This window comes from Pseudodesulfovibrio sp. zrk46, assembly GCF_012516435.1.
Taxonomy (GTDB): Bacteria; Desulfobacterota; Desulfovibrionia; order Desulfovibrionales; family Desulfovibrionaceae; genus Pseudodesulfovibrio.
In genome coordinates this window covers 3,738,177-3,763,976 of sequence record NZ_CP051216.1, presented here as the reverse complement: position 1 = coordinate 3,763,976, position 25,800 = coordinate 3,738,177, and the positions used below count along the sequence as shown (strand labels likewise).

At 50.2% G+C, this 25,800-nt stretch carries 24 protein-coding genes and 8 tRNA genes; 25 read left to right on the top strand and 7 right to left on the bottom strand.

What is annotated here, in order from left to right; all coding sequences use genetic code 11:
- The first annotated feature begins 26 nt into the window (after positions 1-26).
- The 5 genes from HFN16_RS17225 (at position 27) to HFN16_RS17205 (ending at position 6,680) form a co-directional block, all read left to right on the top strand.
- On the top strand, positions 27-887 hold the full coding sequence (locus tag HFN16_RS17225) for a glycosyltransferase family 2 protein (protein ID WP_168891912.1): 861 nt from the start codon (positions 27-29) through the stop codon (positions 885-887).
- Between the two features lie 79 nt (positions 888-966).
- Positions 967-3,618, top strand: coding sequence for a tetratricopeptide repeat protein (locus tag HFN16_RS17220; RefSeq protein ID WP_168891911.1), 2,652 nt, complete (start codon positions 967-969; stop codon positions 3,616-3,618).
- Between the two features lie 90 nt (positions 3,619-3,708).
- Positions 3,709-4,455, top strand: a complete 747-nt coding sequence (gene gpmA, locus HFN16_RS17215; protein WP_168891910.1) for a 2,3-diphosphoglycerate-dependent phosphoglycerate mutase — start codon at positions 3,709-3,711, stop codon at positions 4,453-4,455.
- Positions 4,456-4,467: 12 nt separating this feature from the next.
- Complete coding sequence (gene mutY / locus HFN16_RS17210; protein WP_168891909.1) at positions 4,468-5,565, top strand: A/G-specific adenine glycosylase; 1,098 nt, start codon at positions 4,468-4,470, stop codon at positions 5,563-5,565.
- A 95-nt stretch (positions 5,566-5,660) separates the two neighbouring features.
- Positions 5,661-6,680 (top strand): hypothetical protein, encoded by a 1,020-nt coding sequence (locus tag HFN16_RS17205; RefSeq protein ID WP_168891908.1) that lies wholly within the window; start codon positions 5,661-5,663, stop codon positions 6,678-6,680.
- Between the two features lie 63 nt (positions 6,681-6,743).
- Here HFN16_RS17205 and HFN16_RS17200 read toward each other — a convergent pair whose 3' ends face one another.
- Positions 6,744-8,258 carry an NFACT RNA binding domain-containing protein gene (locus tag HFN16_RS17200; RefSeq protein ID WP_168891907.1) on the bottom strand — a complete coding sequence of 505 codons (1,515 nt, stop codon included), beginning with the start codon at positions 8,256-8,258 and terminating at the stop codon, positions 6,744-6,746.
- Positions 8,259-8,294: 36 nt separating this feature from the next.
- Positions 8,295-8,657 (bottom strand): RNA polymerase-binding protein DksA, encoded by a 363-nt coding sequence (gene dksA, locus HFN16_RS17195; protein ID WP_168891906.1) that lies wholly within the window; start codon positions 8,655-8,657, stop codon positions 8,295-8,297.
- 227 nt (positions 8,658-8,884) lie between these two features.
- Here dksA and HFN16_RS17190 point away from each other — a divergent pair.
- The 9 genes from HFN16_RS17190 (at position 8,885) to HFN16_RS17150 (ending at position 10,822) form a co-directional block, all read left to right on the top strand.
- Positions 8,885-8,959: transfer RNA gene (locus HFN16_RS17190), tRNA-Gly, on the top strand.
- A 5-nt stretch (positions 8,960-8,964) separates the two neighbouring features.
- A tRNA-Cys gene (locus tag HFN16_RS17185) sits at positions 8,965-9,039 on the top strand.
- 3 nt (positions 9,040-9,042) lie between these two features.
- Positions 9,043-9,117 (top strand) — tRNA-Gly (locus tag HFN16_RS17180).
- 39 nt (positions 9,118-9,156) lie between these two features.
- Positions 9,157-9,231: transfer RNA gene (locus HFN16_RS17175), tRNA-Gly, on the top strand.
- A 43-nt stretch (positions 9,232-9,274) separates the two neighbouring features.
- Positions 9,275-9,349 (top strand) — tRNA-Gly (locus HFN16_RS17170).
- 43 nt (positions 9,350-9,392) lie between these two features.
- Positions 9,393-9,467: transfer RNA gene (locus HFN16_RS17165), tRNA-Gly, on the top strand.
- 6 nt (positions 9,468-9,473) lie between these two features.
- Positions 9,474-9,548 (top strand) — tRNA-Cys (locus tag HFN16_RS17160).
- Positions 9,549-9,551: 3 nt separating this feature from the next.
- Positions 9,552-9,626: transfer RNA gene (locus tag HFN16_RS17155), tRNA-Gly, on the top strand.
- A gap of 173 nt (positions 9,627-9,799) precedes the next feature.
- Positions 9,800-10,822, top strand: a complete 1,023-nt coding sequence (locus HFN16_RS17150) for a hypothetical protein (RefSeq protein WP_168891905.1) — start codon at positions 9,800-9,802, stop codon at positions 10,820-10,822.
- Positions 10,823-10,891: 69 nt separating this feature from the next.
- Here HFN16_RS17150 and HFN16_RS17145 read toward each other — a convergent pair whose 3' ends face one another.
- Positions 10,892-11,758: a DMT family transporter gene (locus HFN16_RS17145; RefSeq protein WP_168891904.1), complete on the bottom strand. Its 867-nt coding sequence runs from the start codon at positions 11,756-11,758 to the stop codon at positions 10,892-10,894.
- A 223-nt stretch (positions 11,759-11,981) separates the two neighbouring features.
- Here HFN16_RS17145 and HFN16_RS17140 point away from each other — a divergent pair, with 223 nt between their 5' ends.
- From HFN16_RS17140 to leuB, 6 genes are all read left to right on the top strand, one after another.
- A complete protein-coding gene (locus HFN16_RS17140) occupies positions 11,982-12,623 on the top strand; it encodes a phosphatidylserine decarboxylase family protein (RefSeq protein WP_168891903.1) in 642 nt (213 codons plus the stop codon).
- Between the two features lie 35 nt (positions 12,624-12,658).
- Complete coding sequence (gene pssA / locus HFN16_RS17135; RefSeq protein WP_168891902.1) at positions 12,659-13,429, top strand: CDP-diacylglycerol--serine O-phosphatidyltransferase; 771 nt, start codon at positions 12,659-12,661, stop codon at positions 13,427-13,429.
- A gap of 142 nt (positions 13,430-13,571) precedes the next feature.
- On the top strand, positions 13,572-15,107 hold the full coding sequence (locus tag HFN16_RS17130) for a 2-isopropylmalate synthase (protein ID WP_168891901.1): 1,536 nt from the start codon (positions 13,572-13,574) through the stop codon (positions 15,105-15,107).
- A 4-nt stretch (positions 15,108-15,111) separates the two neighbouring features.
- Positions 15,112-16,371 carry a 3-isopropylmalate dehydratase large subunit gene (gene leuC / locus HFN16_RS17125; RefSeq protein ID WP_168891900.1) on the top strand — a complete coding sequence of 420 codons (1,260 nt, stop codon included), beginning with the start codon at positions 15,112-15,114 and terminating at the stop codon, positions 16,369-16,371.
- Positions 16,372-16,383: 12 nt separating this feature from the next.
- On the top strand, positions 16,384-16,875 hold the full coding sequence (locus HFN16_RS17120) for a 3-isopropylmalate dehydratase small subunit (RefSeq protein ID WP_168891899.1): 492 nt from the start codon (positions 16,384-16,386) through the stop codon (positions 16,873-16,875).
- A 136-nt stretch (positions 16,876-17,011) separates the two neighbouring features.
- Positions 17,012-18,082: a 3-isopropylmalate dehydrogenase gene (gene leuB / locus HFN16_RS17115; RefSeq protein WP_168891898.1), complete on the top strand. Its 1,071-nt coding sequence runs from the start codon at positions 17,012-17,014 to the stop codon at positions 18,080-18,082.
- 55 nt (positions 18,083-18,137) lie between these two features.
- On the opposite strand, the gene HFN16_RS17110 is transcribed toward leuB, so the two are convergent.
- The 3 genes from HFN16_RS17110 to HFN16_RS17100 form a co-directional block, all read right to left on the bottom strand.
- Positions 18,138-18,605 (bottom strand): hypothetical protein, encoded by a 468-nt coding sequence (locus tag HFN16_RS17110; RefSeq protein WP_168891897.1) that lies wholly within the window; start codon positions 18,603-18,605, stop codon positions 18,138-18,140.
- Positions 18,606-18,607: 2 nt separating this feature from the next.
- On the bottom strand, positions 18,608-18,847 hold the full coding sequence (locus HFN16_RS17105) for a hypothetical protein (RefSeq protein ID WP_168891896.1): 240 nt from the start codon (positions 18,845-18,847) through the stop codon (positions 18,608-18,610).
- A gap of 117 nt (positions 18,848-18,964) precedes the next feature.
- Entirely contained in the window at positions 18,965-19,246 is a 282-nt protein-coding gene (locus tag HFN16_RS17100; protein WP_168891895.1) for a GIY-YIG nuclease family protein, read from the bottom strand.
- A gap of 80 nt (positions 19,247-19,326) precedes the next feature.
- Here HFN16_RS17100 and HFN16_RS17095 point away from each other — a divergent pair, with 80 nt between their 5' ends.
- From HFN16_RS17095 to HFN16_RS17075, 5 genes are all read left to right on the top strand, one after another.
- Entirely contained in the window at positions 19,327-21,300 is a 1,974-nt protein-coding gene (locus HFN16_RS17095) for an ABC-F family ATP-binding cassette domain-containing protein (RefSeq protein WP_168892417.1), read from the top strand.
- Positions 21,300-21,686 carry a (deoxy)nucleoside triphosphate pyrophosphohydrolase gene (locus HFN16_RS17090; protein ID WP_168891894.1) on the top strand — a complete coding sequence of 129 codons (387 nt, stop codon included), beginning with the start codon at positions 21,300-21,302 and terminating at the stop codon, positions 21,684-21,686. Before HFN16_RS17095 ends, HFN16_RS17090 begins: the two co-directional genes overlap by 1 nt.
- 135 nt (positions 21,687-21,821) lie before the next feature.
- Positions 21,822-22,694 (top strand): methylenetetrahydrofolate reductase, encoded by an 873-nt coding sequence (locus HFN16_RS17085; RefSeq protein WP_168891893.1) that lies wholly within the window; start codon positions 21,822-21,824, stop codon positions 22,692-22,694.
- A gap of 18 nt (positions 22,695-22,712) precedes the next feature.
- Positions 22,713-23,738 carry an aspartate-semialdehyde dehydrogenase gene (locus HFN16_RS17080; RefSeq protein WP_168891892.1) on the top strand — a complete coding sequence of 342 codons (1,026 nt, stop codon included), beginning with the start codon at positions 22,713-22,715 and terminating at the stop codon, positions 23,736-23,738.
- A gap of 11 nt (positions 23,739-23,749) precedes the next feature.
- Positions 23,750-24,691, top strand: coding sequence for an aminotransferase class IV (locus tag HFN16_RS17075; protein WP_168891891.1), 942 nt, complete (start codon positions 23,750-23,752; stop codon positions 24,689-24,691).
- Between the two features lie 92 nt (positions 24,692-24,783).
- Here HFN16_RS17075 and HFN16_RS17070 read toward each other — a convergent pair whose 3' ends face one another.
- Positions 24,784-25,689, bottom strand: coding sequence for a glycosyltransferase (locus HFN16_RS17070; RefSeq protein ID WP_168891890.1), 906 nt, complete (start codon positions 25,687-25,689; stop codon positions 24,784-24,786).
- Between the last annotated feature and the right edge of the window lie 111 nt (positions 25,690-25,800).

Sequence of the window (25,800 nt, the reverse complement as noted above, 5' to 3'; positions counted from 1 at the left end):
AGACTGTGAAGGCAAGGCTTACACTCATGAACGATTCACTCATTTCCATTATTCTTCCCACTTATAATCGGGCACACTTTCTGCCAGCTTGTTTGGACTCTGTCTTTGCCCAGACGTATACCAACTGGGAGCTCGTCGTCATTGATGACGGTTCTACTGATAGCACTGTTGAAGTGTTGGAGAAATATTCAGATCCGCGTATTGTGTACATCTATCAGGATAATCAAGGAGTTTCTGCCGCCCGGAATACAGGCATAGCACAGTGTAAAGGTGAGTACATTGCATTGCTTGATTCTGACGATGAATGGATGCCAAAGAAGTTGGAAATCCAATTGAAATACATGCAAGCGAATGGTTTTGAAATCTGTCAGACTAACGAAATCTGGGTGCGTAAAGGGAAGCGGGTCAACCAACCTGCCAAGTACGTAAAGCCGGAAGGATGGTTCTTTGAAGCATCTCTCAATATGTGCTTAATCAGTCCTTCATGTACCATGTTCACTCGAAAAGCATGGGGTGACATAGGTCCGTTCGACGTTCATATGCCGTCCTGTGAAGACTATGACATGTGGCTAAGGGCGTGCCTTGTGTACCCAATCGGATTGGTTTCTGAGCAGCTAACCATTAAACACGGTGGCAGGGAGGACCAGCTTTCCAATTGTGTACCTTGTGCAGACCTCTATCGGATACGTGCATTAGTAAAAATCCTGCAATGTGGAAAACTTGACGCAGATCAGGCAGCTACTGCCATGCAGGAACTGGAGACTAAGGTGCTGATATATAGGCAAGGGTGTGAAAAAAGAGGAAAAAATGATGAGGCTGATAAGGTTTGGAACCTGTTTTGCATGATCCGCGACGGGAAAGAAATTCCCTTGAATACATTGCGTTAGCTTATTGAAGTGACTTCTAGCATCAGCAGTCATCTACCTGACACAAGTCTGGGCGATGGATTGTCTTTGAGGTAGCCGCGTGCCGAGCATTGCCAATCTCATAAATGAACTTCCCGAGATCAGCCAATCCAGATTGGTGGCTTCGGGCTATGGTGTGTGGGTGACCTGGAAGGGAAAGGTCCACAACTCGGTTGTCAACACACTGCGAGAGTATGGCTGTCTTAAGATTACGGAAGAGTTGGACCAAGCACTCTGGTTCTGTAACTCCACAGAAGTTTTCCGCGCCTTAGCACGTCTTCAAATCTGGGCTCGCGTCAATCCCATGCCCGTGTTGGTCCAGGTTGTTCCCATGACGTTTCTCGTTGGGTACGACATGGAGTATTCAGTTTCCATTTCTCCCGAACTGGATCGTCAGGACTCCCGCTATCCACAAGATTTCGAAGTTTTTATTCATCCCAAATTGAAAGATCAGGTCAAAGCCCTGGCCGGTCTGGATGTGCAAAATGTTGGTTCTGTTGAAGGCCTGGCTGGTGTCGAGTGGCTTGGGCTTCAGGCTGATCAGGGACTTGACTATGAGACCATTCGGAAGTGGTTCTTCGTCATAAAACCGTTGGGTAGAATGGCTGACAAGGAAGCAATTCTTGGTTGGCGAGATTTTTCTACCGATATCCTTGACCTGTTACAGAAGTTGGGACTGAAATATATTTCAGACGTCAAAGAAGGCGCCATCTTCTTTCCGCTAGACAATTTTCAGCTTCTCCGATCATTTTGTCATGAAATACTGACCCTTATTCGTCAGATAAAGGAAGATCCTGAAAAGAAGTACTGGCCCGTTGTCATGGCTGCAATTTCGCAGGAAAACTTGCAATTCTCACCTGATCTACCGAAAAAGATTGGGCTGGATTGGAATCGGTTAGCCCCGGATTTCCCCCATGTTCGGTTCATGGATGGCTTCTTGCTTTCCGAGTGGTTCCGAATGAATGAGGCCAGTTATGGTACGGATGCAGTTTCCCTGGATTCATGGTGCAACCTTGCCCTCAAAGAGGGGGGCGCGCAGCTTGGATCTGGTACGATGCAGGTCGCGCTTCCTTCTGTCCTGATAGGTAAAGAGGGGGAAGGGTGTTTCTATTGTGGTCAGACCAGCCATGTTAGCAAGGACTGTCCTTCAAAGATGTTGCCCAAGCCGATGGCATCCATTTGGAATCAACTTGCCAATACCAATATTAAAGATTTTACCAAGGGCTTCATGGAAATGGAAAAGAACCTCTCTGCCGAGGACTATGCCAATTCCATGCTTGCGGTATTTGATTCGAAAAATGAATTGGAAAGCATACTCGCGAGAGCTGTCTACGAGATAAACGCGTCTTGTCAGATTCGAATGCTCAAGATCGTTTGGCGAAGCCGTAGTAAAGAGTGGGGAGATGCCCTCAGTCAGTTGGCGCCAGAGGAAGGGGAATATGTTTGGGATGCTCTTTCGTTGATCGAAGGGGGCGATTACGATGCCGCGGAGAAGGTGATTAAGGATGCGCAGCTCAAGTACCCGCGTAGTTATCAGCCGCATTCTCTGTGGGGATTCTGGAATCTAGAAATTGGTGACTACACCCAGGCGCTCTTCCATTGGCAGGAATCAGAGCGGATGAGCTATACCCCCATGCAGCAGGGGTATTTTGCCTACCTGCAGGCTCGTTTGCTGGAAGTGGACGGCAACCTTAAAGACGCCATAAATACATATAAGCACGCCAACAGTTATTCTCCCACTTGGATTGACCCGGTTTATCGTCAGGGCGTTTGTATGGTGAAAATGGGCTTCACCGGACAGGCCATGGACTTGTATTCCGATCTAATTGATCGTGATCCCAATGTGTTCAATCGGATATTAATCGATCCTGAGCTGGACCGCGGCCGTGTCCAGTTAATGACTGCACTTTATGATCGATGGGCTGAATCTGAGGAGGAAGCTCAAAAGACCAAGCAGAGTGTTGAGCAATTGCTGGAAGACATCAGCAAGCGGTTTGATGTCAGTCATAGCTATTATGAGCCTTCTGTTGATGAATTGGAGCGGCTTAAAGCTCTGGGAACCAGGCAGAATTATGTAGCATATCAGCTGTTGATTCGCGGAACGGAAAAGTTCAAATCGAGCTTGGATAATGAAGTTAAGCGGGAAATCAAGCGGATAGAAGCTAACTTGGAATATCAGACAGAGCGTGTCAGAACTATTCAGCGTGAAGCTGCATGGTTCCCGTTTCCAAAGCTCCTTCTTGAGTTCAACAAGGATTTCAACTTTTGTGTCGACAAGATTAACTGGATTAGGACGCAACGGCTCAAAGACGCCGATAATTTTAGAAAATCATTGAAGATCCTGGATGAAATTGAGGATCGTATCGATACGCTACAAGGGCGCTTGGTCACGCTTCGAATTGTTCGTGACAGTACTCTCTTTGTCCTTATGTTAGGGCGTAATTTCATATGGCTTGAACTCATCGGCTTGGGGTTGGCGCTCGTTGCTATTCCTTCTACGCTCTACTTCACACAGAATGTTCACAATAATTGGATAATCGACTCCATACGTGAACAGCGATGGGAGTTCACCAAGGGGTTGGTCATTATTCTGAGTATTGTTTGTCTTGCCCTTGCTGCCATCAAGAGTGCGTTTTCTTTTGACAAGCGGAAGCGTGAACTGTTCGAGCAGTTAGATGAAGAGTTGCGGGAATCCGCACCGCGTCGTTATTAATTCATCCAATTATAATTATCAGTCGCTTCACATGGCCCTGATTTCCGGGTTATGCTTGCCCACATATTAAAGAATGAATGCGGAGGCAGTATGCATAAACTGGTTTTGATTCGTCATGGACAGAGTGAGTGGAATTTATCAAACCGTTTCACAGGATGGACGGATGTAGACCTGACTGAGCAGGGCATTGCCGAGGCTGTTGCCGGTGCCAAGTTGCTCAAGGAGGAAGGTTTTACGTTTGAGGTGGCTCATACCTCCGTACTTAAGCGCGCCATCCGAACTCTGTGGCTTGTTCAGGACGAAATGGATCTTCTTTGGTTGCCTGTATACAAAACCTGGCGGCTCAATGAACGCCATTACGGTGCACTGCAAGGACTGAACAAGGCTGAAACCGCGGCCAAATATGGCGATGATCAAGTTTTTGTTTGGCGTCGCAGCTTTGATACGCCTCCGCCAGCACTGGAACTTGATGACGAGCGGTATCCCGGAAACGAATCTCAATATAGAGATCTCCCCTCAGAAGACTTGCCTTTGTGCGAGAGTCTCAAGCTGACCATTGATCGCACCATGCCGTATTGGTTTGATACCATCGAGCCGGAAATTCGAGCAGGGAAGAGAGTTCTGATCGTTGCGCACGGAAATTCCCTGCGTGGGTTGGTTAAGTATCTCGATGAGATGAGCGACGAGGATATTACAACGCTTAATATTCCCACCGGTCTTCCGTTGGTCTATGAACTCGATGAGAATCTCAAACCTATCAAGCACTATTATCTTGGCGACCAAGAGGCCGCAGCCAAGGCTGCTGAGGCGGTTGCAAATCAGGCCAAGGGCGGTTAATTCTTCCCCGTCATGGACGGGAAAAAAATCTCCAAAGAACTGCTGGCGTGGTATGACGCTAATAAGCGGGAGTTGCCTTGGCGGCACGCTCCTGAGCCTTATGGTGTCTGGATTTCTGAGATTATGGCTCAGCAGACACAGATGGAACGTGTCGTTCAATATTGGAAACGTTGGATGGAGCGTTATCCTGATCTGACTACATTGGCTGGTGCTTCTGAAGAGGAAGTCCTTAAGTCCTGGGAGGGCCTAGGGTATTATTCAAGAGCCCGGAACATACGCAAAGCTGCTGCACTAATTATGGATGCCCATAACGGTGTTTTCCCAAATTCCTTCGAAGAGATCCGTTCCTTGCCCGGGATCGGAGAGTATACAGCCGGTGCGATTTCCAGCATAGCTTTAGGGATCGCGGAACCCGCCATAGACGCTAATGTCTTACGCGTTTTCTCTCGGCTTCTGAATATCTCCATGCCCATGAAGGAGAAGATTGCTCGTGAGCAAGTGGAGTCCGCTGTTCGGAATATGCTTCCTGCAGACCGTCCAGGAGACTTCAATCAGGCATTGATGGAGTTTGGTGCGCTCATTTGTGGCAAACGGCCTCATTGTAGTGGATGTCCAGTTCAGTTTCAGTGTCAGGCCTATGCAGAAGGTGTAACGGCTGAGAGGCCGGTCCTGCCTCCGAAAAAGTCAATTATCAAGATAGAGATGGCCACAGGTGTCTTTGAACATAATGGGAAGATGCTCATCCAGAAACGTAAGCCTGACGATGTATGGCCCGGCTTGTGGGAGTTTCCCGGTGGGGTGATCGAGGAAGGAGAGACTCCAGAGCAGGCTCTGGCACGTGAGTATTCCGAAGAGGTAGAGCTTGATGTTGTCTGCGGTGAGAAGATTACTGTCATAAGCTATGCCTACACTCGTTATCGCGTGACTATGCATTGCTATCTTTGTCGATCTGTAAATGAGGGGCCCCCTGAGCCTGTATTCAACGAAGCTGTGGAGGGGGGATTTGTGCTACCTTCTACACTGTCGGATTATGCATTCCCAGCAGGTCATCGACGGTTGGTTGAATTCATGCGAAAGGATATGCGTTTCGCCGATCGTTTTTTAATTTAAAGTAAAAACTGACAGTTGCACTGTTAGGCACACCGTTTGCTTTCTCCTATGCGGAGGCTTGTGTTTGAGCCAAAACTTTGACGCAGGAGTGCGGTATGTCTTTCGGGACTATTGGAAATTATGACGCCATGGTTGCGCTGCAAGCTGCAAAAGCAGCAGGCGGTACCAAGAGGCCGAATGATGCATCAGCTCAGATGCAGACAGCATTCGACATGCAGATGCGCATGGCGCAAAATATTTTTGGAGAAGGGTCACAGCGATACGGGGAGGGGAGTTCGCCCACGTCCTTTGATACTTCTATGATCAATGACTCCGTGATGCTGGAAGCTCTTTCCACCATCACTCGCCTGATGCGTTCCGAAGCAGGGCTACCGCAGCAGGTAGCTGTATCTCGGTCCGCAGCAAAGCCTTCACCTAAGGCCCAGCCTTCTTCTGATATCTCGCAGGTCGTATCGCATACACCGCTAGCCAAGGCTCCTGACGTAGGAACTCTTTCAGCTCGTTTTGAATCCGGCTCTGGCGGGATTTCAACTATTGGATATGATCGTGTGGGCGGCACTTCCTATGGAAAGTATCAGATCGCTTCTCGCCCGGGCACTATGGATCGTTTTTTGAATTATCTTGATGATAAAGCGCCTGAGTACAGTCAACGCCTCCGTGATTCTGGACCTGCTAATACAGGCTCCAAACAGGGCGGAATGCCCACAGCTTGGAAGGCCATTGCTAACGAAGATCCGGCTCGCTTCGAGAAGCTGCAACATGACTTTATAGCCTCCGAAACCTATGATCCCGCGCGAAACATGATTCTTAAACAGACCGGTCTTGATTTTAACAATGCGCCACCTGTACTGCGTGAAGTGCTATGGAGCACTTCTGTACAGCACGGCCCCACTGGAGCTGCCAGAATCTTTGGCAAGGTCATTGATCAGTTTGTGGGCGGAGCTTCGGACGGTGAGTTCAATGCAAAGCTGATTGAAGGTGTTTACAACACGCGAAAGGGGCAGTTTGGTTCTTCAACAAAGCGTGTACAGGATGCTGTTGTCTCAAGGCTTAACGCTGAAAAGCAGATCGCACTCAATATGCTTGGAGAAAAAAGAATCAACCGAATGGTCTAGGGGAGACTCCGGTTTGATTTAAATAAAAGGGGCGCACGTCTGTGCGCCCCTTTTATTGTTTCATTAGGAAAGCTTGTCTTCGAGTTGTGGGTCAAGATCTACTCGTATCGAACCTAGCTTGGCGTCGACCATCACCTGCCCGTGAGCAAAGCCTTTGACTTTTCGGACATCCTTGACGAGAGCGTACATGATGTCAGCTTTACCGTCGTCCTTGCGGTAACTTTTGAGGCCGCAGATTGCGGCGGCCTGAATAAGAGTGCTGTCAGGGACTTCGTGCCCCGGGTGATCTCTTTTGAGGATGACATGCGAGCTAGGGCCATCTGCTACGTGAAACCAGTAATCGAACGGGCTGGCTGCCTTGCTCAGGATGTCGTGGTTAGCCTTTTTGTTCTTGCCGCGAATGATGGTGAAGCCATCGGTTGAGCGAAACAAGGTCACTGCGAGCCCTTTGTATCGCTTGGGCAACGGAGGAGGGCCTTCAGGAGCAACACTCTCTTGTTTGTTAGGCTGAAAATCAGGCATGGAGCCGTTTTCGAGGCGTTCAAGTTCGGCTTCCAACTCTTTGCGACGACGTCGAATGTGGGGGAACCCACGTTCCGCCTTGTCTGCCATCTTGAAGTACCGTTCCATGTTTTCAGTGGGAGTGAGAAATGGATTGAGAGATACGACCATCTCTCCGTGCTCAGGATGATTGACCGTGATTTCTTGGATTCCTTCCGCATCTTTGAAGCGATAGAGCTCTGCCTGCATGGCTTCTGCTTTGACCTTTTCATCGGCCAGTTTTTGTAAGCGTGCCTGCTCTTCGTCTAATCTGGCAAGATTGCGTTTGACCTTTTTGCGGGCGCGTTTAAGCAGAGTCTGCTGAGGTTTTTCTTCTTCCATCTCCATGAGAGGAAACAGGGTGCGTTCCCCATATGCGTTGGATGCCTCGATGGCAGAAGTGAAAGATTCGTTCTCACCCTTGCCTGCCCAAGCCATTGGGGGCTGCCAGCCTTGCTTGTTGTTTGCGATGAAGAAGGTGTCAGCAGTACCGCTAGCCACTTTGAAGTAGAGTTGGTGGGCTTCATCCTCAGGGAGTGCGGCAACCGCTTTACGCAGGGGAGGGGAAATGTGTGGATAGTCACGCCAGATTTCCTTCTCCTCTAACACATCCTCAATGGCAGGCCATTCAGGCTGGCTTTCGAAGCCCTCAGCGAGTTCGTCCACGAACTCCATACCGGTCCGTACGTCAATAATGAGGTAGCTTCCGCTAGGGGGATCTTGTCTGGGGGAAAGTTCTAAAGCGAGGCGTAGATTTGGCCAATCTACTTTGTATCCCAGTATCTTGCGATTGCGCAGACGTTTGCGAAACCACATAGCCATGGCTGGAGCGTTCTGGGGATTGACCGGTTTGACGGAAGAGAGAAATAAATGGCCCGCCGATTTGGCGGGCCTGAAGAGCAAGTGCAATGGTTCGCCCGGATTCTGGATCTTTATGGTCCAGACGCCGGGAGAGGGGCCGAACACCTTGTCGATGCGGCGGCCGGTGAGCAGGGTGCCCAACTCGTCAGCGAGGAAGCGAAAAAAGTTGGCCTCCATGGCGCGTTCGAGTGGGAAGCAGAGACGGACGGACGATTAGTCGCCGCGAACGGCCTCGTCTTCTTCCTGCTTGCTTTTGCAGTTGATGCACAACGTGGTCATGGGACGAGCCTTGAGGCGCGGGACGGAAATGTCGTCACCGCAGTCCTGGCAAATGCCGAACTCGCCATCGTCGATGCGTTCTACTGCCTGCTGAATCTTTTTGACGAGCTTGCGCTCTCGATCACGAAGGCGCAGGGTGAATGCGCGATCAGATTCGGCGGTGGCCCGATCAGCGGGGTCTGCGTAGACTTCGCCAGACTCGGTCATGTCTTCGATGGTTTCTTCGCCCTTGCGGAGCGTGTCTTCCAGCATGCCGTTGAGCATATCCTTAAAAAACTGAAGATCTTTTGCGTCCATATGTATTCTCTCTCTATATAGCAGGTGCAAACAATCCATTTAATCAATGTATCCAATTAGAATACAAGATTAAGCCGGGTAGGTATACTAAAAAGGTACCAAAAGTAAAGCCTTTCTATTAATCGAACAATTTCAACCCCTTTTTAAAATGTATATGACCAATAAAAAATAAAAATACGCTTGACAGTTGGAGGGGGGCGAGGGTAAACCCTACTTCGCTTTTGAGGGCGGGAATAACTCAGTGGTAGAGTGCAACCTTGCCAAGGTTGAAGTCGCGAGTTCAAATCTCGTTTCCCGCTCCAAAAGAGGCGACATAGCCAAGTGGTAAGGCAGAGGTCTGCAAAACCTCCATTCTCCGGTTCAAATCCGGATGTCGCCTCCACTAGCGGGAATAACTCAGTGGTAGAGTGCAACCTTGCCAAGGTTGAAGTCGCGAGTTCAAATCTCGTTTCCCGCTCCATGACATACCGGCCGACCTTAGGGTCGGCCTTTTTCCCGAGCGGGAATAACTCAGTGGTAGAGTGCAACCTTGCCAAGGTTGAAGTCGCGAGTTCAAATCTCGTTTCCCGCTCCATATTTGACATATCGTCCGACCTTCGGGTCGGCTTTTTTCCCGAGCGGGAATAACTCAGTGGTAGAGTGCAACCTTGCCAAGGTTGAAGTCGCGAGTTCAAATCTCGTTTCCCGCTCCATATTTGATATATCGGCTGACCTTCGGGTCGGCCTTTTTCTCCAGCGGGAATAACTCAGTGGTAGAGTGCAACCTTGCCAAGGTTGAAGTCGCGAGTTCAAATCTCGTTTCCCGCTCCAGGAGATGGCGACATAGCCAAGTGGTAAGGCAGAGGTCTGCAAAACCTCCATTCTCCGGTTCAAATCCGGATGTCGCCTCCACTAGCGGGAATAACTCAGTGGTAGAGTGCAACCTTGCCAAGGTTGAAGTCGCGAGTTCAAATCTCGTTTCCCGCTCCAGAAAAAATAGCCAGTCCGAAAGGGCTGGCTTTTTTTGTTTTGATTGAAATTGTTAGCTTTTTTAAAAAGTTTAATTTTTTCTTAACAATCGGCTCTATCCGGTATGGTCCATGCACAAGTGTGGGGGACGGCAAACATTTCCCAACCCGAAAACTCCGTCCCTTTATACTAATATGAATTATACCGACCTCCCACATAGTCCCGGCAAGGAAGAGCGCCACGCCACGTTTGACCTCCTTGGGTCGCCATTGGCTACGGCGGGCATGCAGGCTCGGAATTTCACAGCCGCAATTCGCAGGAGCGACCCCGGCATTGCGCCGGAGTTTTATTCTGCTGCAAGCTTGGCTGCTGATATTGAGTGCCTTTGTGATCCTTTGAATCCGGCAACAGACGAGCAGTTTCTCAATGTCGCGGTGAAATACTTCTTTGCCTATGTGCATGAGGGCGCACATGCGGAGTCTGTGGGGTATGACGAGATTGCTGCGCTGTATGAGCAGTTTTCTCGGCATCAAAGCTTGAACGAGCCCGGGGACGATATCGAGCTCATGAATCGTTTGCGTCAGTGGTCATCTGTATTGCGAGTGCTGGCAGATGCTCCGCGGGCTGCGCATGTCATGCGGGCCGTTATAGGTCAGAAAGATGCTCCACAAGCTTCTGGAGGACCGTATGTTGGCGTGGATGTGGGGGCAGGAACGGGCATCATGCTCCTTGCTCAGCAGATTCAGGCTCGTCGTAATGGTTTTTCGGATATTCAGACTCTAGGCTATCAAACAGATCCTATCTCCGGGGAACGGACCCATGACTTGGTTCACACATTGGGGATGGGAAGTGTCATGCTGGCTGATCCCACTCGTGAGGGAGCTTACAATATCCTGCGTGGCCGTCCTATCAGTTATGTCGCAAATGAAATGGTGGCCGGAATTCAGCAGTCACTGAGTCGGGAGAATTTTTTCGACAAGTATACGGCGTTCTTTGCCGCTATTGGAAACAACGCAGACAAAGCTGCTTTTTTCCCGGAAGGACTTATTGCTCATAGCGGCAGAGAGGGGACTTCTGTAATTCTAGCCAAAGAGAACGGCTTCTCAGCGCCCGAAGAGTATATGGATGCTGAGTTCGTCCCTCAGGGAGTGATTATTGAGGGCAAAGTGCTGCCCATGCATAAGTTGGGTAAGGATTTTTATCCATATCTGACATGATGATTAAGATTGCTTACAAAAAAGCCTCGAGGTTAAGCTTCGAGGCTTTTTTTGATGATGGTTCATCTTCTAGCCATAGATAGCAATGATCGAAGCTCCCACAGTCATGATGGCTGTTCCGATGAGACGGTATCTTATTCCTCGCTCATGAAATAGAATCCATCCGTAAATTACAGAGAAAATCCCCGCCATGCGCTTGATGGTGATCATATATGCGGCAGCTACCATGGAGATGGCGATGTTGTGGCATATTATCTCGGTAAAAACGATGAACCCAGAGCCGAAGCCGAGAAGTGGCTTGCGCAGAATGGTTCCAAGTGACGCCTTGCCAACGCCTATGAGGATGATGGGGATTAGAATGCCGAGCAGGACGAAAATGAGAAATCCGGTAAAAAGGGCAGATGAGTGGATGATCATCACCTTGCCGCCAACAGATGTGAAGCCATACATTGCAGCCACAGCGAGCATTATGGCTGAACCTGGTTCACGATAAATGGCCTTGATAGGACCCCAGAAGCCAAATCTGGTGCTGTCGAGATTCAAAACATAACCACCAATGACGACCAGAGCCATTCCACTGATGCCTGCACCAGATAGTTTTTCACCAAGGAAAAAGTCTCCGGTTATGAGGGCGAATACCGGCGTGAAGCTCAGAAAGGGCAGCGTGAGGGATAGGGGCGACATATGAATGGCGCGGAAATGGAGAATGACCGAAACGATCATCATAGGCAGCACCCAGGACAAGGCTGGGTAAAATCCTGGTCCCAATTTTGGGATGCCGGAGAAAATAATTCCGGCGGTACACATCGGGACAGAGTAGAAAAATGGGATGATCGCCATTTCCCATGGTGAAACATCTGAAAAGAATTTCTTCATGTACGCACCATTGGTAGCCATGAGAAATGCAGCTGCTAGCGAGAGAGCAAACCAAGTCATTGCATCTCCCAATTAATGGAGCGGAAGGATGCTTTGTGGGAAATCGATTTGAACGAGAGCAATCTGAGAATCATTGCAGAGGTGTTTCCTTTCGACATGTAGGAAGTATTTAAGAATCTGAGCTCAATATACGTTGCCGTCGGTCAGTTGTAAAACAAACTTGCTGTTTACGCGCTCTGAGAGTAGAAAATCCTGAAATATTTCTTCGAAGGAGTGAGAAAACATGCATAAGCCCTCGGTCGGTGTGGCTCTGGAAGGCCTGCCATATATCATCATTGCCGCATTCACGACACTGTTGTTCGCCATTTTGGGCTGTTGGTTCATGACGCTCCTGATGCTTGGTGTTACCTGTTTTATTGGTCATTTCTTTCGTGATCCGGAACGTATTGCGCCGGAAGATGCCGAAGCCGTGTGTTCCCCTGCTGATGGTAAAGTAATAAAGATCTCCCGTGAGGAAGATCCTGTCACTGGTGAAGAACGTCAGGTTATTGCCATTTTTATGAATATTTTGGACGTCCACGTTAATCGTATGCCGGTTTCCGGTAAGATTGAGACTGTTCGCTATATCCCGGGTAAGTTTTTCAATGTCTCTCTTGATAAAGCCAGTCAGGATAACGAGCGCAATATCGTTGTTATAACGGGCAAGGGGAACCAGCGTTTTACTATGGTTCAGATTGCCGGCTTGATCGCTCGTCGCATCGTTTGCTGGGCAGAACCCCAGGATAAACTTAAACGTGGTGATCGTTTTGGTCTCATCAAGTTTGGATCAAGAGTTGACCTTTACATTCCGGACGGCTATGTACCAGTTGTCAACATCGGGCAGCGCGTTGCTGCCGGTGAGACCGCCCTGGCGAAAAAGCGATAAGCCGAGTAGGGCGAGACTAAAGACAACACACTGTTATGGCTAAAGAAAAGAAACTGCCGCGCCACAAGAGCGTCTACCTCCTGCCGAACCTGCTGACTACGGCCAGCTTGTTCATCGGCTTTTTGGGGCTGACATGGGCTATCAAGGGAGACTATGCCTCCTGCGCCCTGTGCATCCTCGCAAGCTGCGTGTTCGATGGTTTGGATGGAAAGGTAGCTCGCATGACCGGCACCACCAGTGAGTTCGGGGTCCAGTTGGATTCCTTGGCTGATTTGGTGGCATTCGGCGTCGTGCCCGCCACGATGACCTACTTGTGGATGTTGGACGGTTTCGGCAGGCTCGGTCTCATGGCCGCGTTCCTGTTCATCGCCTGCGGTGCGTTGCGCTTGGCCCGATTCAATGTTCAGGCCGCGACCAGTTCCAAGAAGCATTTCGTTGGCTTGCCCATCCCGGGTGCCGCATGCACCTTGGCTACTCTGGTTCTCTTCACGGCGTACGTTCCTGAGACGTACATGGAAACCATCGTGCCTACGTTCACGTTGGGTCTCGTTTATGTGCTGTCCTTCTTCATGGTTAGCACCGTTCGCTTTTATTCCTTTAAGGAAGTCAGCGCCTTCAAGGCACATCCATTCAGCTGGATTGTCACTGCGGTCTTGGTATTCTCCTTGGTCGCATCTCGCCCGAAGGTACTGGGCTTTATCATTTTCCTGGGCTACATCATTTCCGGCCCGGTCTACACCCTTTTCCTACTATCCCGTGGCGGCAAACGACTACTGCGGGACAGCTCCAAGGAAGAGCTAGGCTAGCCTAAGCTACCCTCCCATCCCATAACAGTACGTCGTACTGACCACGGATCGCCACGCGAATGAAATGCGTCGGCGTGTGTTTTCGCATATATCATATCAATTTTGACCATAACCCCTTAGGGGGAATCTATCGGAGGATACCATGTCTGAGAGAGTTTACGTATTTGATACCACCTTGCGTGATGGCGAACAGTCCCCCGGCGCAACCATGAACTTGGATGAAAAAATCCGCATGGCTCGTCAGTTGGAGACACTCGGTGTCGACATTATCGAGGCTGGCTTCCCTATAGCCAGCCAGGGCGACTTCGAGGCTGTTCAGGCCATTGCACAGGCCGTGGATGAGGTTCAGGTTGCTGGTCTCTGCCGCGCAGTGAGCAAGGATATCGACCGTTGCTGGGAAGCAATCAAGGATGCCAAGAACCCACGCATCCACACCTTCCTCGCTACCAGTGAGATTCACATGAAGTACAAACTGGGCAAGACCGCGGATGAAGTCATCGTTATGATCGACAAAGCCGTGCGTCACGCCAAGCAGTACACTGACAATGTGGAGTTCTCTGCTGAGGACGCTTCCCGGTCTGACTGGGATTTCCTGGTCAAAGTCACCGAGGTCGCCATCGAAGCTGGCGCCACTGTTGTCAACATCCCGGATACCGTCGGTTACACCCAGCCCTTTGAGTACTATGATATGATCAAGTACTTGATGGATAACGTGAAGAACATTGATGACGCGATCATTTCTGTTCACTGCCACAATGATCTTGGCTCCGCAGTCGCTAATAGCCTCGCGGCCATCAAGGCCGGCGCCCGTCAGGTAGAGTGCACTGTTCTCGGTATCGGCGAGCGTGCTGGTAATGCAGCATTGGAAGATCTGGTCATGGCTATCAACACCCGTAAGGAGTTGTACAATGTCGAGACCAACATCGTGACCGAGCAGCTCTATCCGTCCTGCCGCCGTTTGTCCCAGATCATCGGCATGCCTATTCCGCCCAACAAGGCTATTGTGGGTGCAAACGCTTTTGCTCACGAATCCGGTGTTCACCAGGATGGTGTTATCAAGAATCGCCTGACTTACGAGATCATGACACCGGCCTCCATTGGTCGCACAAGCAATGATATCGTAATTGGAAAGCACTCTGGTTCTCATGCTGTCAAAAACAAGGCAGAGGAACTCGGTTACCGTCTCGATGATGAGCAGGTGCAAGTCCTCTTCAAGGCGGTCAAGGATTTGGCAGATAAGAAGGAGCAGGTTTTTGACGAGGACGTGGAAGCCATGATCCTTGAAAGCGTCTATCGTCGTCGTGACAAGTTCCGCCTCGTGGACATGTCTGTGTTCTCCGGTACCGGTTCAGTTCCGCCCCATGCTGCCACGGTCATGGAGTTCGGAGCTGCTGATGATGAAGTTGAAGTTCGTAAAAATAGCGCATTCGGTGAAGGTTCGATTGACGCGGTGTTCCAGTCCATCTATTCCTTGGTGGGCGTATCCCCGAAACTTGAAGTATACTCGGTCAACGCTGTCACCGAAGGTTCTGATGCCTTGGGCAGTGTGGCTGTACGCATAGAACATGAAGGTGTGAAGGCCGTTGGTCGCGCCGCGGATGCGGACGTAGTCAAGGCAAGCGCACTCGCCATGGTCAACGCTTTGAACAGAATGGAAAAAGCAAAAGAGGAGAAATAGTCCCATGGGTCATACTTTAGCTGAAAAAATCCTGCAAAAGCACACGGATCAGGAAATCACTGAGGCCGGACAGATTGTCCAGTGCTCCGTTGATATGGTTCTCGCAAACGACATCACCGCCCCCTTGGCCATTAAGTCTTTCAAGGCTATGGGCGCCACTAAGGTGTTCGACAAGGAAAAAGTGTCTTTGGTTTGCGACCACTTCACTCCGAACAAGGACATCGATTCTGCAGAGCAGGTGAAGGTCGTCCGTGAGTTCGCCGAGGAAATGGGTGTAACTCATTACTACGAATGCGGCGAAGTTGGTGTTGAGCACGCACTGCTTCCGGAAAAGGGTATTGTTGGTCCCGGTGATGTTGTTATCGGCGCAGACTCACACACCTGTACTTATGGTGGGCTCGGCGCTTTCGCCACTGGTATGGGATCCACCGACGTTGGCGCTGGCATGGCGCTGGGCGAAACTTGGTTCAAGGTCCCGCCGACCATCAAGGTCAACCTGACAGGTACTCCCAAAGAGTACGTTGGTGCTAAGGACTTTGTTCTGAACCAGATTGGTCAGCTCGGTGTTTCCGGCGCTCTTTACAAGGCCCTCGAATATGGTGGTGAAGTCGTGGATAACATGTCCATTGAAGGTCGTATGACCATCGCCAACATGGCCATTGAGGCTGGCGGTAAGGTCGGTCTGTTCCCCGTGGATCAGAAAACCATGGATTACGCCAAGGCTGCAGGATTCTCCGGTGGTGAACTGATGACTGCTGATGATGACGCTGTTTACGAGCGTGTTCTTAATATCGACGTCACCAACATGGATCCGCAGGTCGCCTGCCCGCACCTGCCGGACAACGTTAAGCCCGTGGATGAAACCTCTGGTCTTAAGATTCATCAGGCAGTTATTGGCTCCTGCACCAACGGTCGTATCGAAGACATGCGTGAGGCTGCAGCCATCCTCAAGGGCCGTAAAGTAGATCCTAAGGTACGCTGCATTATCCTGCCCGCTACTCCGGCCATCTGGAAGGCATGTATGGCTGAAGGCCTCATGGAAATTTTCATGGACGCAGGCTGCATCGTTGGTCCTCCGACCTGCGGCCCCTGTTTGGGCGGCCACATGGGTATCCTTGCAGGCGGTGAACGTTGCATCGCAACCACCAACCGTAACTTCAAGGGCCGCATGGGCTCCCTCGAAGCTGAAGTCTTCCTGTCCAACCCCGCTGTTGCTGCTGCTTCTGCTGTGGCTGGCGAGATCATCAACCCTGCCAAACTGTAGGAGCGATATACAATGAAAGTGAACGGAACCGCTCACAAAGTGGGCGATCATATCGATACTGATGCCATCATCCCGGCTCGTTTCCTCGTTACCACTGACTCTAAGGAGCTCGGTGCTAACTGCATGGAAGGCCTCGAAGCCGGTTGGGTTAAGCGCGTGAAAGAGAACGACGTCATGGTTGGCGGTGTGAACTTCGGTTGTGGTTCTTCCCGTGAGCACGCCCCCATTTCCATCCTTGGCGCTGGCATTCCTGTTGTCATTGCCCACAGCTTTGCCCGAATCTTCTACAGAAATGGATTCAACATGGGCCTCGTACTGCTGGAGATCGGCGACGATATCGCTAAGTTCAGTGATACTGATCAGGTTGAAGTAGATACTGCCACTGGCCAGATTAAAAATATCACTACTGGTGAAACTATTCAGGCCGCACCTGTCCCGCCTTTCATGCAGGAAATTCTGGATGCTGGTGGATTGGTTGAATACGGCAAAAATAAATTGGCTTAATTTGATATTCAAACGTTCGCATTACTTCAAACTAAGTGAGCGAAAAGAGTTTAGATGAGTCCAGAAAACCTTTTTCACAGGGGTTCTGGGCCGTCGAAAGCTCCCCGCAAAGCGGGCTATTAAAGAGGAGAGAGAAATGAAAAAAATATGTGTATTGCCCGGTGACGGTATCGGTACCGAGATCGTGACCCAGGCGTTGCGCGTTATGGATAAGGTCGGCGATAAGTTCGGCCAGAAATTTGAAACCACAGAAGCCCTGATTGGCGGCTGCGCCATCGATGCTGAAGGCGTCCCCCTTCCGGCAAATACTGTTGCCAAGTGCAAAGATGCCGATGCTGTCCTGCTGGGCGCAGTAGGTGGCCCGAAATGGGACACCATCGATCCGTCCATTCGTCCTGAAAAGGGACTGCTGGGCATTCGTAAGGAACTGGGGCTGTTCGCTAACCTGCGTCCTGCACAGCTGTTCCCGCAGTTGGCTGATGCATGCTACCTGCGTCCGGATATCGTTGCAAAGGGCCTGGATGTCATGGTCGTGCGTGAGTTGACCGGTGGTATCTACTTCGGCGAACCGCGTTTTGATGGCGAAAAGGACGGCGAACGCTTCGGCTACAACACCATGACTTACTATGAGCATGAAATCCGTCGTATCGCCAAGGTGGCTTTTGAGGCCGCTCGTAAGCGTTCCGGTCGTGTCTGCTCCGTAGACAAAGCCAATGTGCTGGATGTTTCCCGTGTATGGCGTGAAATCGTGATTGATGAGCATAAGAACTATCAGGATGTAGAACTGAGCCACATGTATGTGGATAACGCTGCCATGCAGTTGGTGCGTGATCCTTCCCAGTTCGACGTTATGGTGACTGGCAACCTGTTTGGCGACATCTTGTCTGATGAGGCCGCTGCCATCACTGGTTCCATCGGAATGCTGCCGTCCGCATCCCTGGGTGAGAGCAACCCCGGCCTGTACGAGCCTATCCATGGTTCCGCACCTGATATTGCTGGTCAGAATAAGGCAAATCCGCTGGCGACCATTTTGTCTATCTCAATGATGATGCGTCACTCCTTCGATATGACTGAAGAGGCTGATTGTATCGATCAGGCCGTTGAGAAGACTCTGGAGCAGGGCTACCGGACTGGTGATATCTGGCAGGAAGGGGCTAAGGCTGTCGGCTGCACTGAAATGGCCGATGCCGTACTGGCCAATCTCTAAGATTGATTGTAAATTGAAAGGGCCGCGTCACCATGGTGACGCGGCCCTTTTTTTATTATTTGATGATCGACTTTGATGCAATCTTGTTGACTTTGATGGCTTGCTTTGCCGTCTTCAAGTCGATGAATCCAAGGGCTAGACAGGTGCCCAGGTAGTCCATTTGCATGACGCCCATTTTCTGGAGCACTTTTTCGTTTTGCTCCATGGTGATCTTTCCTTGCTGTATGAGATAGCGGCTTACCTTTTCGTTGTCGTCAATTTCGTCAATGTTAAGATCGCTTGTAGAAACAGTACGGATGCCACCTTGCTCGTTGTTGCGCAAAGTTGTTAGCTTGCGCTCTTTGTCGTCCACTTCTTTACGGAGGAGGCTGCGTTGTTGGAGCATGAACTGATATCGCTCGTACTGGCTCCGTTTTTTGTTTTCCAGCCTGTTTAACTCGACGTTGCGTTGGGTGGATATACGGTTAACAGCCAGAAAGAAGCCGACGCCGATGATGATGAAAATGGCAATGGGAATAAGCATGATTATTGGCCGGCCTTGAAAGTTTCAATTTCATCGTCCAAGTCGTCGGATTTCATTCTGAGGTCGACAATATCCTGCTCAAGAATATCGATTTTTTGGCTTAAGCGCGCCACATAGTCTTCCACTTCACCTTTCTTGCGACGAATGATCTCGCCGTTCTTGTGGTGATGTACTAAGGCGATGGCTACGAAGATGAAAGTTGCCATGGCCAGCAGCAGGTAGGGAGTGCTTGTATCAAGCATGTCGATATTGTCTTTAGGTGTAAGGTTGATAAAAGGTGTTTAGGGAAAAAAATCTCTACACATATACCGTGGACAGTAAATAAATGCAAGTTTAACAAGTGTTTTTGAATATACTTGTCATGATTTCAGCCTTTCGAGATCAGATTCCCAATCGCGGCAAACAAGGTAAGAAATTTTGCGTTTGCGGGGTTGTTTCTTAACCAATATTTCCACCCGCAATGCATCCCCTTTGGTGTCAACTTCCGTCAAGGCTTCCAATGTCACCGGGCGCCTTGGCCGTGTGTATTTGGCTCCAGTTCCAGCATTATGTTGAAGTATACGGCGGTCAACGTCCGTTGTGATGCCACAGTAGAGGGTGTCGTCTGCGCAGCGGAGGAGATAAACAAACCAGTTGGACATGATGCGCTTGTAACCGGAAGCAGACTTGCGGTCAAAAGGGAGCTTGCATATTACAGGTGTCCAATATATTCCCTTTTCCCATGTCGAGAATTACTGTTCAGAGTCTTGGAAAATCCTATGGTGGCGAATCCGTGTTCGAGGATATCGCCTTTGAAGTCACGCCCGGAATGCGACTTGCTTTCACTGGCCCCAATGGTTGTGGCAAAAGTACGCTGCTCAAAGTGTTGGCCGGTGAGATTGAGCCAGACCAAGGGCAGGTGACTCTGTCTAAGACTGCACGGGTCGGCTACGTCGAGCAGGAAATGAAGGGCGATGTTCTAGAAGAACAGCTCCTTTCATGGGTCTTGTCAGCCCTCCCTTCCTGGAATGAATTCTGGGAGGATTGGGAGAAGGCCGTGGCTGATGGCAATAATGCACGGATAGAGCGCTTGTCTCACCGTCAGGCTGAATTTGAAGAGCTCTACGGCTACAATCCAGATCATAAAGCTCGCGCTATTTTGTCAGGGCTTGGTTTCGCAGATGACGACCTTTTCAAAAGGATTGGTGAACTCTCCGGCGGTTGGCGTGAACGTGCCAAGCTTGCTCGTGTGCTATTGCAGGGCGCAGACGTCCTGCTTCTCGACGAACCTACCAACCACTTGGATCTTGAAGCGGTTGAATGGCTTGAGGATTACTTGCTCAACTTCCGCGGTGCGTTGGCTTTTGTGGTGCACGATAGGATTTTTCTGAATCGTGTGGGCACTCACGTCATGTTTTTAGGCGCGGGTAAGCCGGTTTTGCGAAAAGGCTCGTTTGATGAATTCCTCATTTGGGATGCGGAGAATCGTGAGCAACGTGCAAAAGAAGCTGCCAAGCTCTCAGCACGAATTGATAACGAATATAAATATATTAACAAATTCCGCGTCAAAGCTCGTAAGGCTGCACAAGCTCAGTCAAAGCTCAAGAAGGTTGAGAAGCTTGAGCAGGAACTGAATCAGATTAAAGAGGTTCAGGCTTTGTCTCATCGTGGCAAAAGCCTCAGCTTTCGCCTGCCTGAGCCCAAGCGGGGCGATAAAGTGCCTGTCTCGGCCGTGGATCTCGAATTCGCTTATGATGGCGAAAAGTCTGTATGGCCAAAATTGAATTTTCAACTTTACCGAGGAAAGAAAGTCGCCTTGGTTGCACCAAACGGTGCTGGTAAATCCACTTTGCTAAAGCTTGTAATGGGCGACCTGAAACCGTCTGGTGGTCATACCAAGATTAGCTCCGGCACTGAAGTAGGGTACTTCAGCCAGCATCAGCATGAGATTTTGAATCTCGACAATACGGTCATTGGTGAGATTCGCCGTCTTTCCGATCCTAGTTTGACCGAAGAGCAGGTCATGAGTGTGCTTGGCCTGTTCCTACTGGGAGAGCCTTTCTTTGAGCGCAAAGTGAAAGGACTCTCCGGCGGAGAAAAAAGCCGTCTCTTGTTAGCTACTCTTTTCTTGGCTCGCGCCAATCTGCTGATTCTTGATGAGCCTACTAACCATCTGGACATTGAGACCCGTGAAGGGTTGATTCGTGCCCTCAAGGACTATGAAGGCACTCTCTTGTTTGTTGCTCACGATCGTTACCTTCTCAATGAGGTAGCGGAGGAAGTATGGTCCTTGGACAATGATGGTATAACTCCATATCTGGGTGGTTTTGAGGCCTACCATGCCAAGCGTAAGCAAGAAGAAGCCTGTAAGGTTGGCCAAGCCGCATGTGCTCCGGAAGAAGTCAAAGAGAAGCGTCGACTTTCCAAGGAAGAGAAACGCCGTCAGGCCGAGGAGCGCAACAGACTCTACCGCAAGCTTAAGCCGTTGAAAAAAGAGTACGATAAGCTTGAAGCCGATTTGGAGAAAGTTCTGGATGAGCAAGCTGAACTTGAGGAAAAGATGAATGATCCGGTAACCTATGATAAGCCGGAAGAAGCTCTCAAGATCAACGCTGCATATAAGGATGTCACTGAGTGGGCCGACAATCTCATGATGAAAATGGCTGAGCTGGAAGAAGAAATCGAGTCTATTACGGCAGCCACAGGGGATGAGTGATGAAACCTCTTATCGAAGTGGTCGCAGGCATTATCTGGCAGGATGGCCAATATCTCGCAGTGGAGCGCCCTGAGGGGGCCAAGATGGCTGGCTGGTGGGAGTTTCCTGGTGGCAAGATTGAGCCGGGTGAGTCGCGTGATGATGCCATCGTGCGTGAGTTACAGGAAGAGTTGGGTGTAACTCCTGTGGAATTTGAGTATTGGCGCGATTTGAAACATGAGTATGACGAATTTGTCGTACAACTGTATTTCTTTCATATCTCTAATTATACTGGGCGGTTGACGTCGCTTGAGGATCAGCGGATGGAGTGGGTTGATCCCGCTAAACCGCCAACTCTTGATTATCTTCCTGCCGATATAGTCATTGTCGAAGCTCTTCATAAATAGATTTTTCTCTGGTCCTACGGGCCTTCCTGCCATTTCTCCATTGAAGGTTACGCAAAGAAAGCGTATGTAAACTCTCTTGCCCACATACCAGGGAGGGCACATTTTTGTAGACCGTTTGTTTCAAGGAGAATCAAATTGCGCGTTTGTGACCTGATTGAAAGAAAATCTCCGTTTATTTCCCTGGAGTTCTTTCCGCCTAAAGAAAAAGAAGCCTGGCCTGGTTTCTTTGAGGTAGTTGAGAAGCTCAAGGAGCTCAATCCTCTGTTCGCGTCCGTGACTTACGGCGCAGGCGGTGGAACCCAGGACAATACCCTGGAGATCGCCACCCGTATGAAACGGGATCACGGCATCGAGCCCATTACTCACCTAACCAGCGTCGGCGCTTCTGCTGAAAAGCTGGATGAGTTTCTCAAAAGTCTACGTGAGGCGAACATTGAGAACGTGTTGGCCCTGCGCGGCGACGCCCCTCGTGACGTCAAAGATTTTGACTTCAACACTCAGGAATTCAAGCACGCCACTGATGTCATTGAATTCATCAATGAGCGTTATCCCGAGATTTGTGTGGGCGGCGCAGCCTATCCCGAACCGCATCCTGAGTCCCCGTCCATCCAGTCCGACCTCGATATGGTTGATCTGAAGGTGAAGAAGGGCGCACAGTTTCTCGTGACCCAGCTGTTTTTCGATAACCGTTTGTATTTCGATTACGTGGAGCGGTTGAAATCCATGGGTTCCAATGTGCCGGTAATTCCCGGTGTGTTGCCCATCATGAGCCTCAAATCTGCCAAGTTCATCCTTGGACTGTGTGGCGCAGCCATCCCGGGCAAGTTCCTCAGCGCGCTGGAAGCTGCTCATGCAGAGGGGGGCGATGATGCCGTTTATCGTCTGGGTATGGATTATGCCATCAAGCAGGCGCAGGAACTCATCGATGGCGGTGCTCCCGGCGTTCATCTGTACACACTGAACCGAGCCAAGGCGTGCCTTGAAATCGGTAGAAATTTAAAGTTTTAAGAGAGATTGGAGAGAGTTATGAGTAAGAATCCCGTAGTGGCAGTTGTTGGCGCGACCGGCGCTGTCGGCCAGGAAATGCTTAAGGTTTTGGAACAACGAAATTTCCCCTATTCCGAAGTTATCCCGATGGCTTCTGCCCGCAGTGCAGGCAAAAAAGTGGAATTCAAGGGTGAAGAACTGACCGTGGTCGAGCTGACCGAAGATTCCTTCGAAGGCGTTGATCTGGCTTTGTTCTCTGCCGGTGGTTCCACTTCTGAGAAGTTTGCCCCCATCGCTGCAAAAGCTGGTTGTGTTGTCGTGGACAACTCTTCCGCTTGGCGTATGAATGATGAGTGCCCTCTCGTAGTCCCTGAGGTCAATCCTCATGATCTCGATTGGCACAAAGGCATCATCGCCAATCCCAATTGTTCCACCATTCAGATGATGGTTGCTCTCAAGCCCATCCATGATGAAGCCAAAATCAAGCGCGTTGTCGTTTCCACCTATCAGGCTGTTTCCGGCACTGGCCAGAAGGCCATCGAAGAGTTGGAGAACCAGACCCGTCGCCTCATGTCCGGTCAGCCGGTTGTTGCAGATGTGTATCCACATCAGATTGCGTTCAACTGCTTGCCGCATATCGACGTGTTTATGGATAACGGCTATACCAAAGAAGAGATGAAGATGGTTCACGAGACCGTTAAGATCATGGGCGACGCTTCCATTAAGGTAACTGCTACCTGTGTGCGTGTGCCATGTTTCTACGGTCACAGCGAGTCTATCAATATTGAGACCGAAGAGAAAATGACTGCCGACGACGTGCGTGCTCTGCTTGCCAAGGCTCCGGGCGTTGTGGTTGAAGATTACCCCGAGAAGAAAGCCTACCCCATGCCCATCAATGCTGCGGGTGAGGATGCTACTTATGTTGGCCGCATTCGTGAGGATGAGACCATTGAAAATGGTATCAACATGTGGGTTGTCTCTGACAACATCCGTAAGGGTGCCGCATTGAATACCGTACAGATTGCAGAAACTCTCATGGAGCGTGATCTGGTTCGCGTTCCCTAAAGGACAGTAAAATGGTCAAAGTCGCTGATAAACAGGAATACCTGGATGCCATGCTGGCCGTCGAAAGGCCCAATGCATCCAAGATTCACGCTTTTTACGAACACCGTGTTGGGATGATTTGTAAAGATCCCGGCGTGATGCTCATGCCGTGGGACGATCATCTCGTTCACCGTGGTGACGGTGTGTTCGAAGCAATGAAGTTCGTGGATGGTATGCTCTACCAGTTGGAACCGCACATAGAACGTATGAAGCGTTCTTCTGCGTCCATCTTTCTTGAGCCGCCGTGTTCCTGGGATGAAATTCACGAGCTGGTTCTTGAAGTATGCCGCGCTGGTGGGCAGAAGAAGGGCATGGTCCGCATCTTTCTGGGACGTGGTCCTGGCGGTTTCGGAATCTATCCCTCTGAGTGCCCTGAAACCAGCCTCTACATCGTAGCCGGAGATCTGCATACTCCCGCAGAGTCTGTTTACGAAAAGGGTGCTACCGCTTTCAAGACCTCTATTCCAGCGAAGCAGTCCTATTTGGCGACCATCAAGTCTATCGACTATCTGCCTAACGTTCTTATGAAACGTGAGGCCGAAGAGAAGGGCTATGACTACCCGTTCTGTTTTGATGAGAATGAATTCCTGGCTGAAGGAGCCACCGAGAATGTCTGTATCGTCAACGAGCAGGGTAAGCTGATCATTCCCGAGTTTACCAATGCGCTGGCAGGCACGACCTTGCTTCGCGCTGTAGATCTGATCAAGAATGATATATCCATCGTTTTTCGCGGCATCACAAAGGAGGAGATCCTCCTTGCTCGTGAAGTGATCATCGTCGGTACGACTGGTGATGCTATTCCGGTTGTCCGTTTTAATGGAAAGCCGATCTATGACGTTACCCCCGGTCCGATTGCCAAGCGTATTCGTGAATTACTTATTGCAGATCGCATGGAGAATGGTATCCAGCTCTAGTTGATGAATTGTTGAGAAATATCAAAGGCCGTCCTGCTTCAGTAGGGCGGCCTTTTTGATTGCTGTTGGGGCGACTACAGTGACGTTTTTTCTTAACGACTGGCGTCCATATTCAAGGGAGAAGAATCAAACTGACGAATAGCTTCCTGGGCGAGTACATCAGTGCCCATTTGCTTCATTTGGAAGTCGTGCATCATACGTGTCACTTCAACCGCCGAAGGGATGACCATGAAGCTGAATGCCTGTGCCCATGCCTCTCCACGTAAATATGAAAGTGCCCAGCGAACAGTGTGTACATGGAAGTAGGATTGATTGTTGATGACGATCATGGCCTTGTAACGACCATCTTCGGCGCGTTCGCGGAAGCTGAGCTTGTTGTGTTCACAGGATGTGAGAGGGTAGTTAACGTGATAGAATGTGCTCCCCACATTGGCAGTCTGAATCCAGAAATCCCAATCTCGGTAGACTGTGTTGTCCCGGAATCCATCTGTGCGTTGGAAGGCTTCCTTACGCATAAACACTCCTGGGCCGAGTATGTTGTGTGTCTGGAGCAGGCTCTCATCGAAGTCTGGTAACTGAACCATACCTGGGCGAGAGCTTCCGCCCTTGGGAGCCATGCGGATGTAGTCCGTGTACATGATGTCCACTTCTGGGTAGTCGGAGAAAACCGAGAATGCGGTTGTCAAATACTTAGGGTCCAATCGGTAGTCCGGGCGTAGGAAAAGTAGAAAGTCTCCCTTGGCCTTCTCTGCCGAGGTGTTTCTGGCTTGGGCTGGCGTAGCGTCATTGTCCACCATGAAAAGCGAAACGTTGTCGAGCCCTGTGATCGCGGACCATATGGATTCGGAAGAAGGGGGATGTCCACCATTTCCAGCCACGATGATTTCGGTGCGGTCCAGTCCTTCAGACTGGCGAGCAACCGACTGCAACAGGCGTGGCAGGCTTGGGTGGGTTTCCAAGTCGGAAACAAGTATGGAGACAAAGCTCTTGTCGTGCATTGTCAGCCCCTTCCGTGGGATAAAATGGCTCATATAAGCGAGTGGTTGGCACGTTCCGTGTGCGCATTTAGGCTCACTCGTGCCAATTTAATCGGCGCAATAATCGATTAC

What these genes read in the sequence shown, in the direction of transcription:
- HFN16_RS17225 (WP_168891912.1), top strand. Translation starts at nt 27, where the DNA reads ATGAACGATTCACTCATTTCCATTATTCTTCCCACTTATAATCGGGCA.
- gpmA (WP_168891910.1), top strand. Translation starts at nt 3,709, where the DNA reads ATGCATAAACTGGTTTTGATTCGTCATGGACAGAGTGAGTGGAATTTA.
- mutY (WP_168891909.1), top strand. Translation starts at nt 4,468, where the DNA reads ATGGACGGGAAAAAAATCTCCAAAGAACTGCTGGCGTGGTATGACGCT.
- HFN16_RS17205 (WP_168891908.1), top strand. Translation starts at nt 5,661, where the DNA reads ATGTCTTTCGGGACTATTGGAAATTATGACGCCATGGTTGCGCTGCAA.
- HFN16_RS17200 (WP_168891907.1), bottom strand. Translation starts at nt 8,258, where the DNA reads ATGGAGGCCAACTTTTTTCGCTTCCTCGCTGACGAGTTGGGCACCCTG.
- dksA (WP_168891906.1), bottom strand. Translation starts at nt 8,657, where the DNA reads ATGGACGCAAAAGATCTTCAGTTTTTTAAGGATATGCTCAACGGCATG.
- HFN16_RS17150 (WP_168891905.1), top strand. Translation starts at nt 9,800, where the DNA reads ATGAATTATACCGACCTCCCACATAGTCCCGGCAAGGAAGAGCGCCAC.
- HFN16_RS17145 (WP_168891904.1), bottom strand. Translation starts at nt 11,758, where the DNA reads ATGACTTGGTTTGCTCTCTCGCTAGCAGCTGCATTTCTCATGGCTACC.
- HFN16_RS17140 (WP_168891903.1), top strand. Translation starts at nt 11,982, where the DNA reads ATGCATAAGCCCTCGGTCGGTGTGGCTCTGGAAGGCCTGCCATATATC.
- pssA (WP_168891902.1), top strand. Translation starts at nt 12,659, where the DNA reads ATGGCTAAAGAAAAGAAACTGCCGCGCCACAAGAGCGTCTACCTCCTG.
- HFN16_RS17130 (WP_168891901.1), top strand. Translation starts at nt 13,572, where the DNA reads ATGTCTGAGAGAGTTTACGTATTTGATACCACCTTGCGTGATGGCGAA.
- leuC (WP_168891900.1), top strand. Translation starts at nt 15,112, where the DNA reads ATGGGTCATACTTTAGCTGAAAAAATCCTGCAAAAGCACACGGATCAG.
- HFN16_RS17120 (WP_168891899.1), top strand. Translation starts at nt 16,384, where the DNA reads ATGAAAGTGAACGGAACCGCTCACAAAGTGGGCGATCATATCGATACT.
- leuB (WP_168891898.1), top strand. Translation starts at nt 17,012, where the DNA reads ATGAAAAAAATATGTGTATTGCCCGGTGACGGTATCGGTACCGAGATC.
- HFN16_RS17110 (WP_168891897.1), bottom strand. Translation starts at nt 18,605, where the DNA reads ATGCTTATTCCCATTGCCATTTTCATCATCATCGGCGTCGGCTTCTTT.
- HFN16_RS17105 (WP_168891896.1), bottom strand. Translation starts at nt 18,847, where the DNA reads ATGCTTGATACAAGCACTCCCTACCTGCTGCTGGCCATGGCAACTTTC.
- HFN16_RS17100 (WP_168891895.1), bottom strand. Translation starts at nt 19,246, where the DNA reads ATGTCCAACTGGTTTGTTTATCTCCTCCGCTGCGCAGACGACACCCTC.
- HFN16_RS17095 (WP_168892417.1), top strand. Translation starts at nt 19,327, where the DNA reads ATGTCGAGAATTACTGTTCAGAGTCTTGGAAAATCCTATGGTGGCGAA.
- HFN16_RS17090 (WP_168891894.1), top strand. Translation starts at nt 21,300, where the DNA reads ATGAAACCTCTTATCGAAGTGGTCGCAGGCATTATCTGGCAGGATGGC.
- HFN16_RS17080 (WP_168891892.1), top strand. Translation starts at nt 22,713, where the DNA reads ATGAGTAAGAATCCCGTAGTGGCAGTTGTTGGCGCGACCGGCGCTGTC.
- HFN16_RS17075 (WP_168891891.1), top strand. Translation starts at nt 23,750, where the DNA reads ATGGTCAAAGTCGCTGATAAACAGGAATACCTGGATGCCATGCTGGCC.
- HFN16_RS17070 (WP_168891890.1), bottom strand. Translation starts at nt 25,689, where the DNA reads ATGCACGACAAGAGCTTTGTCTCCATACTTGTTTCCGACTTGGAAACC.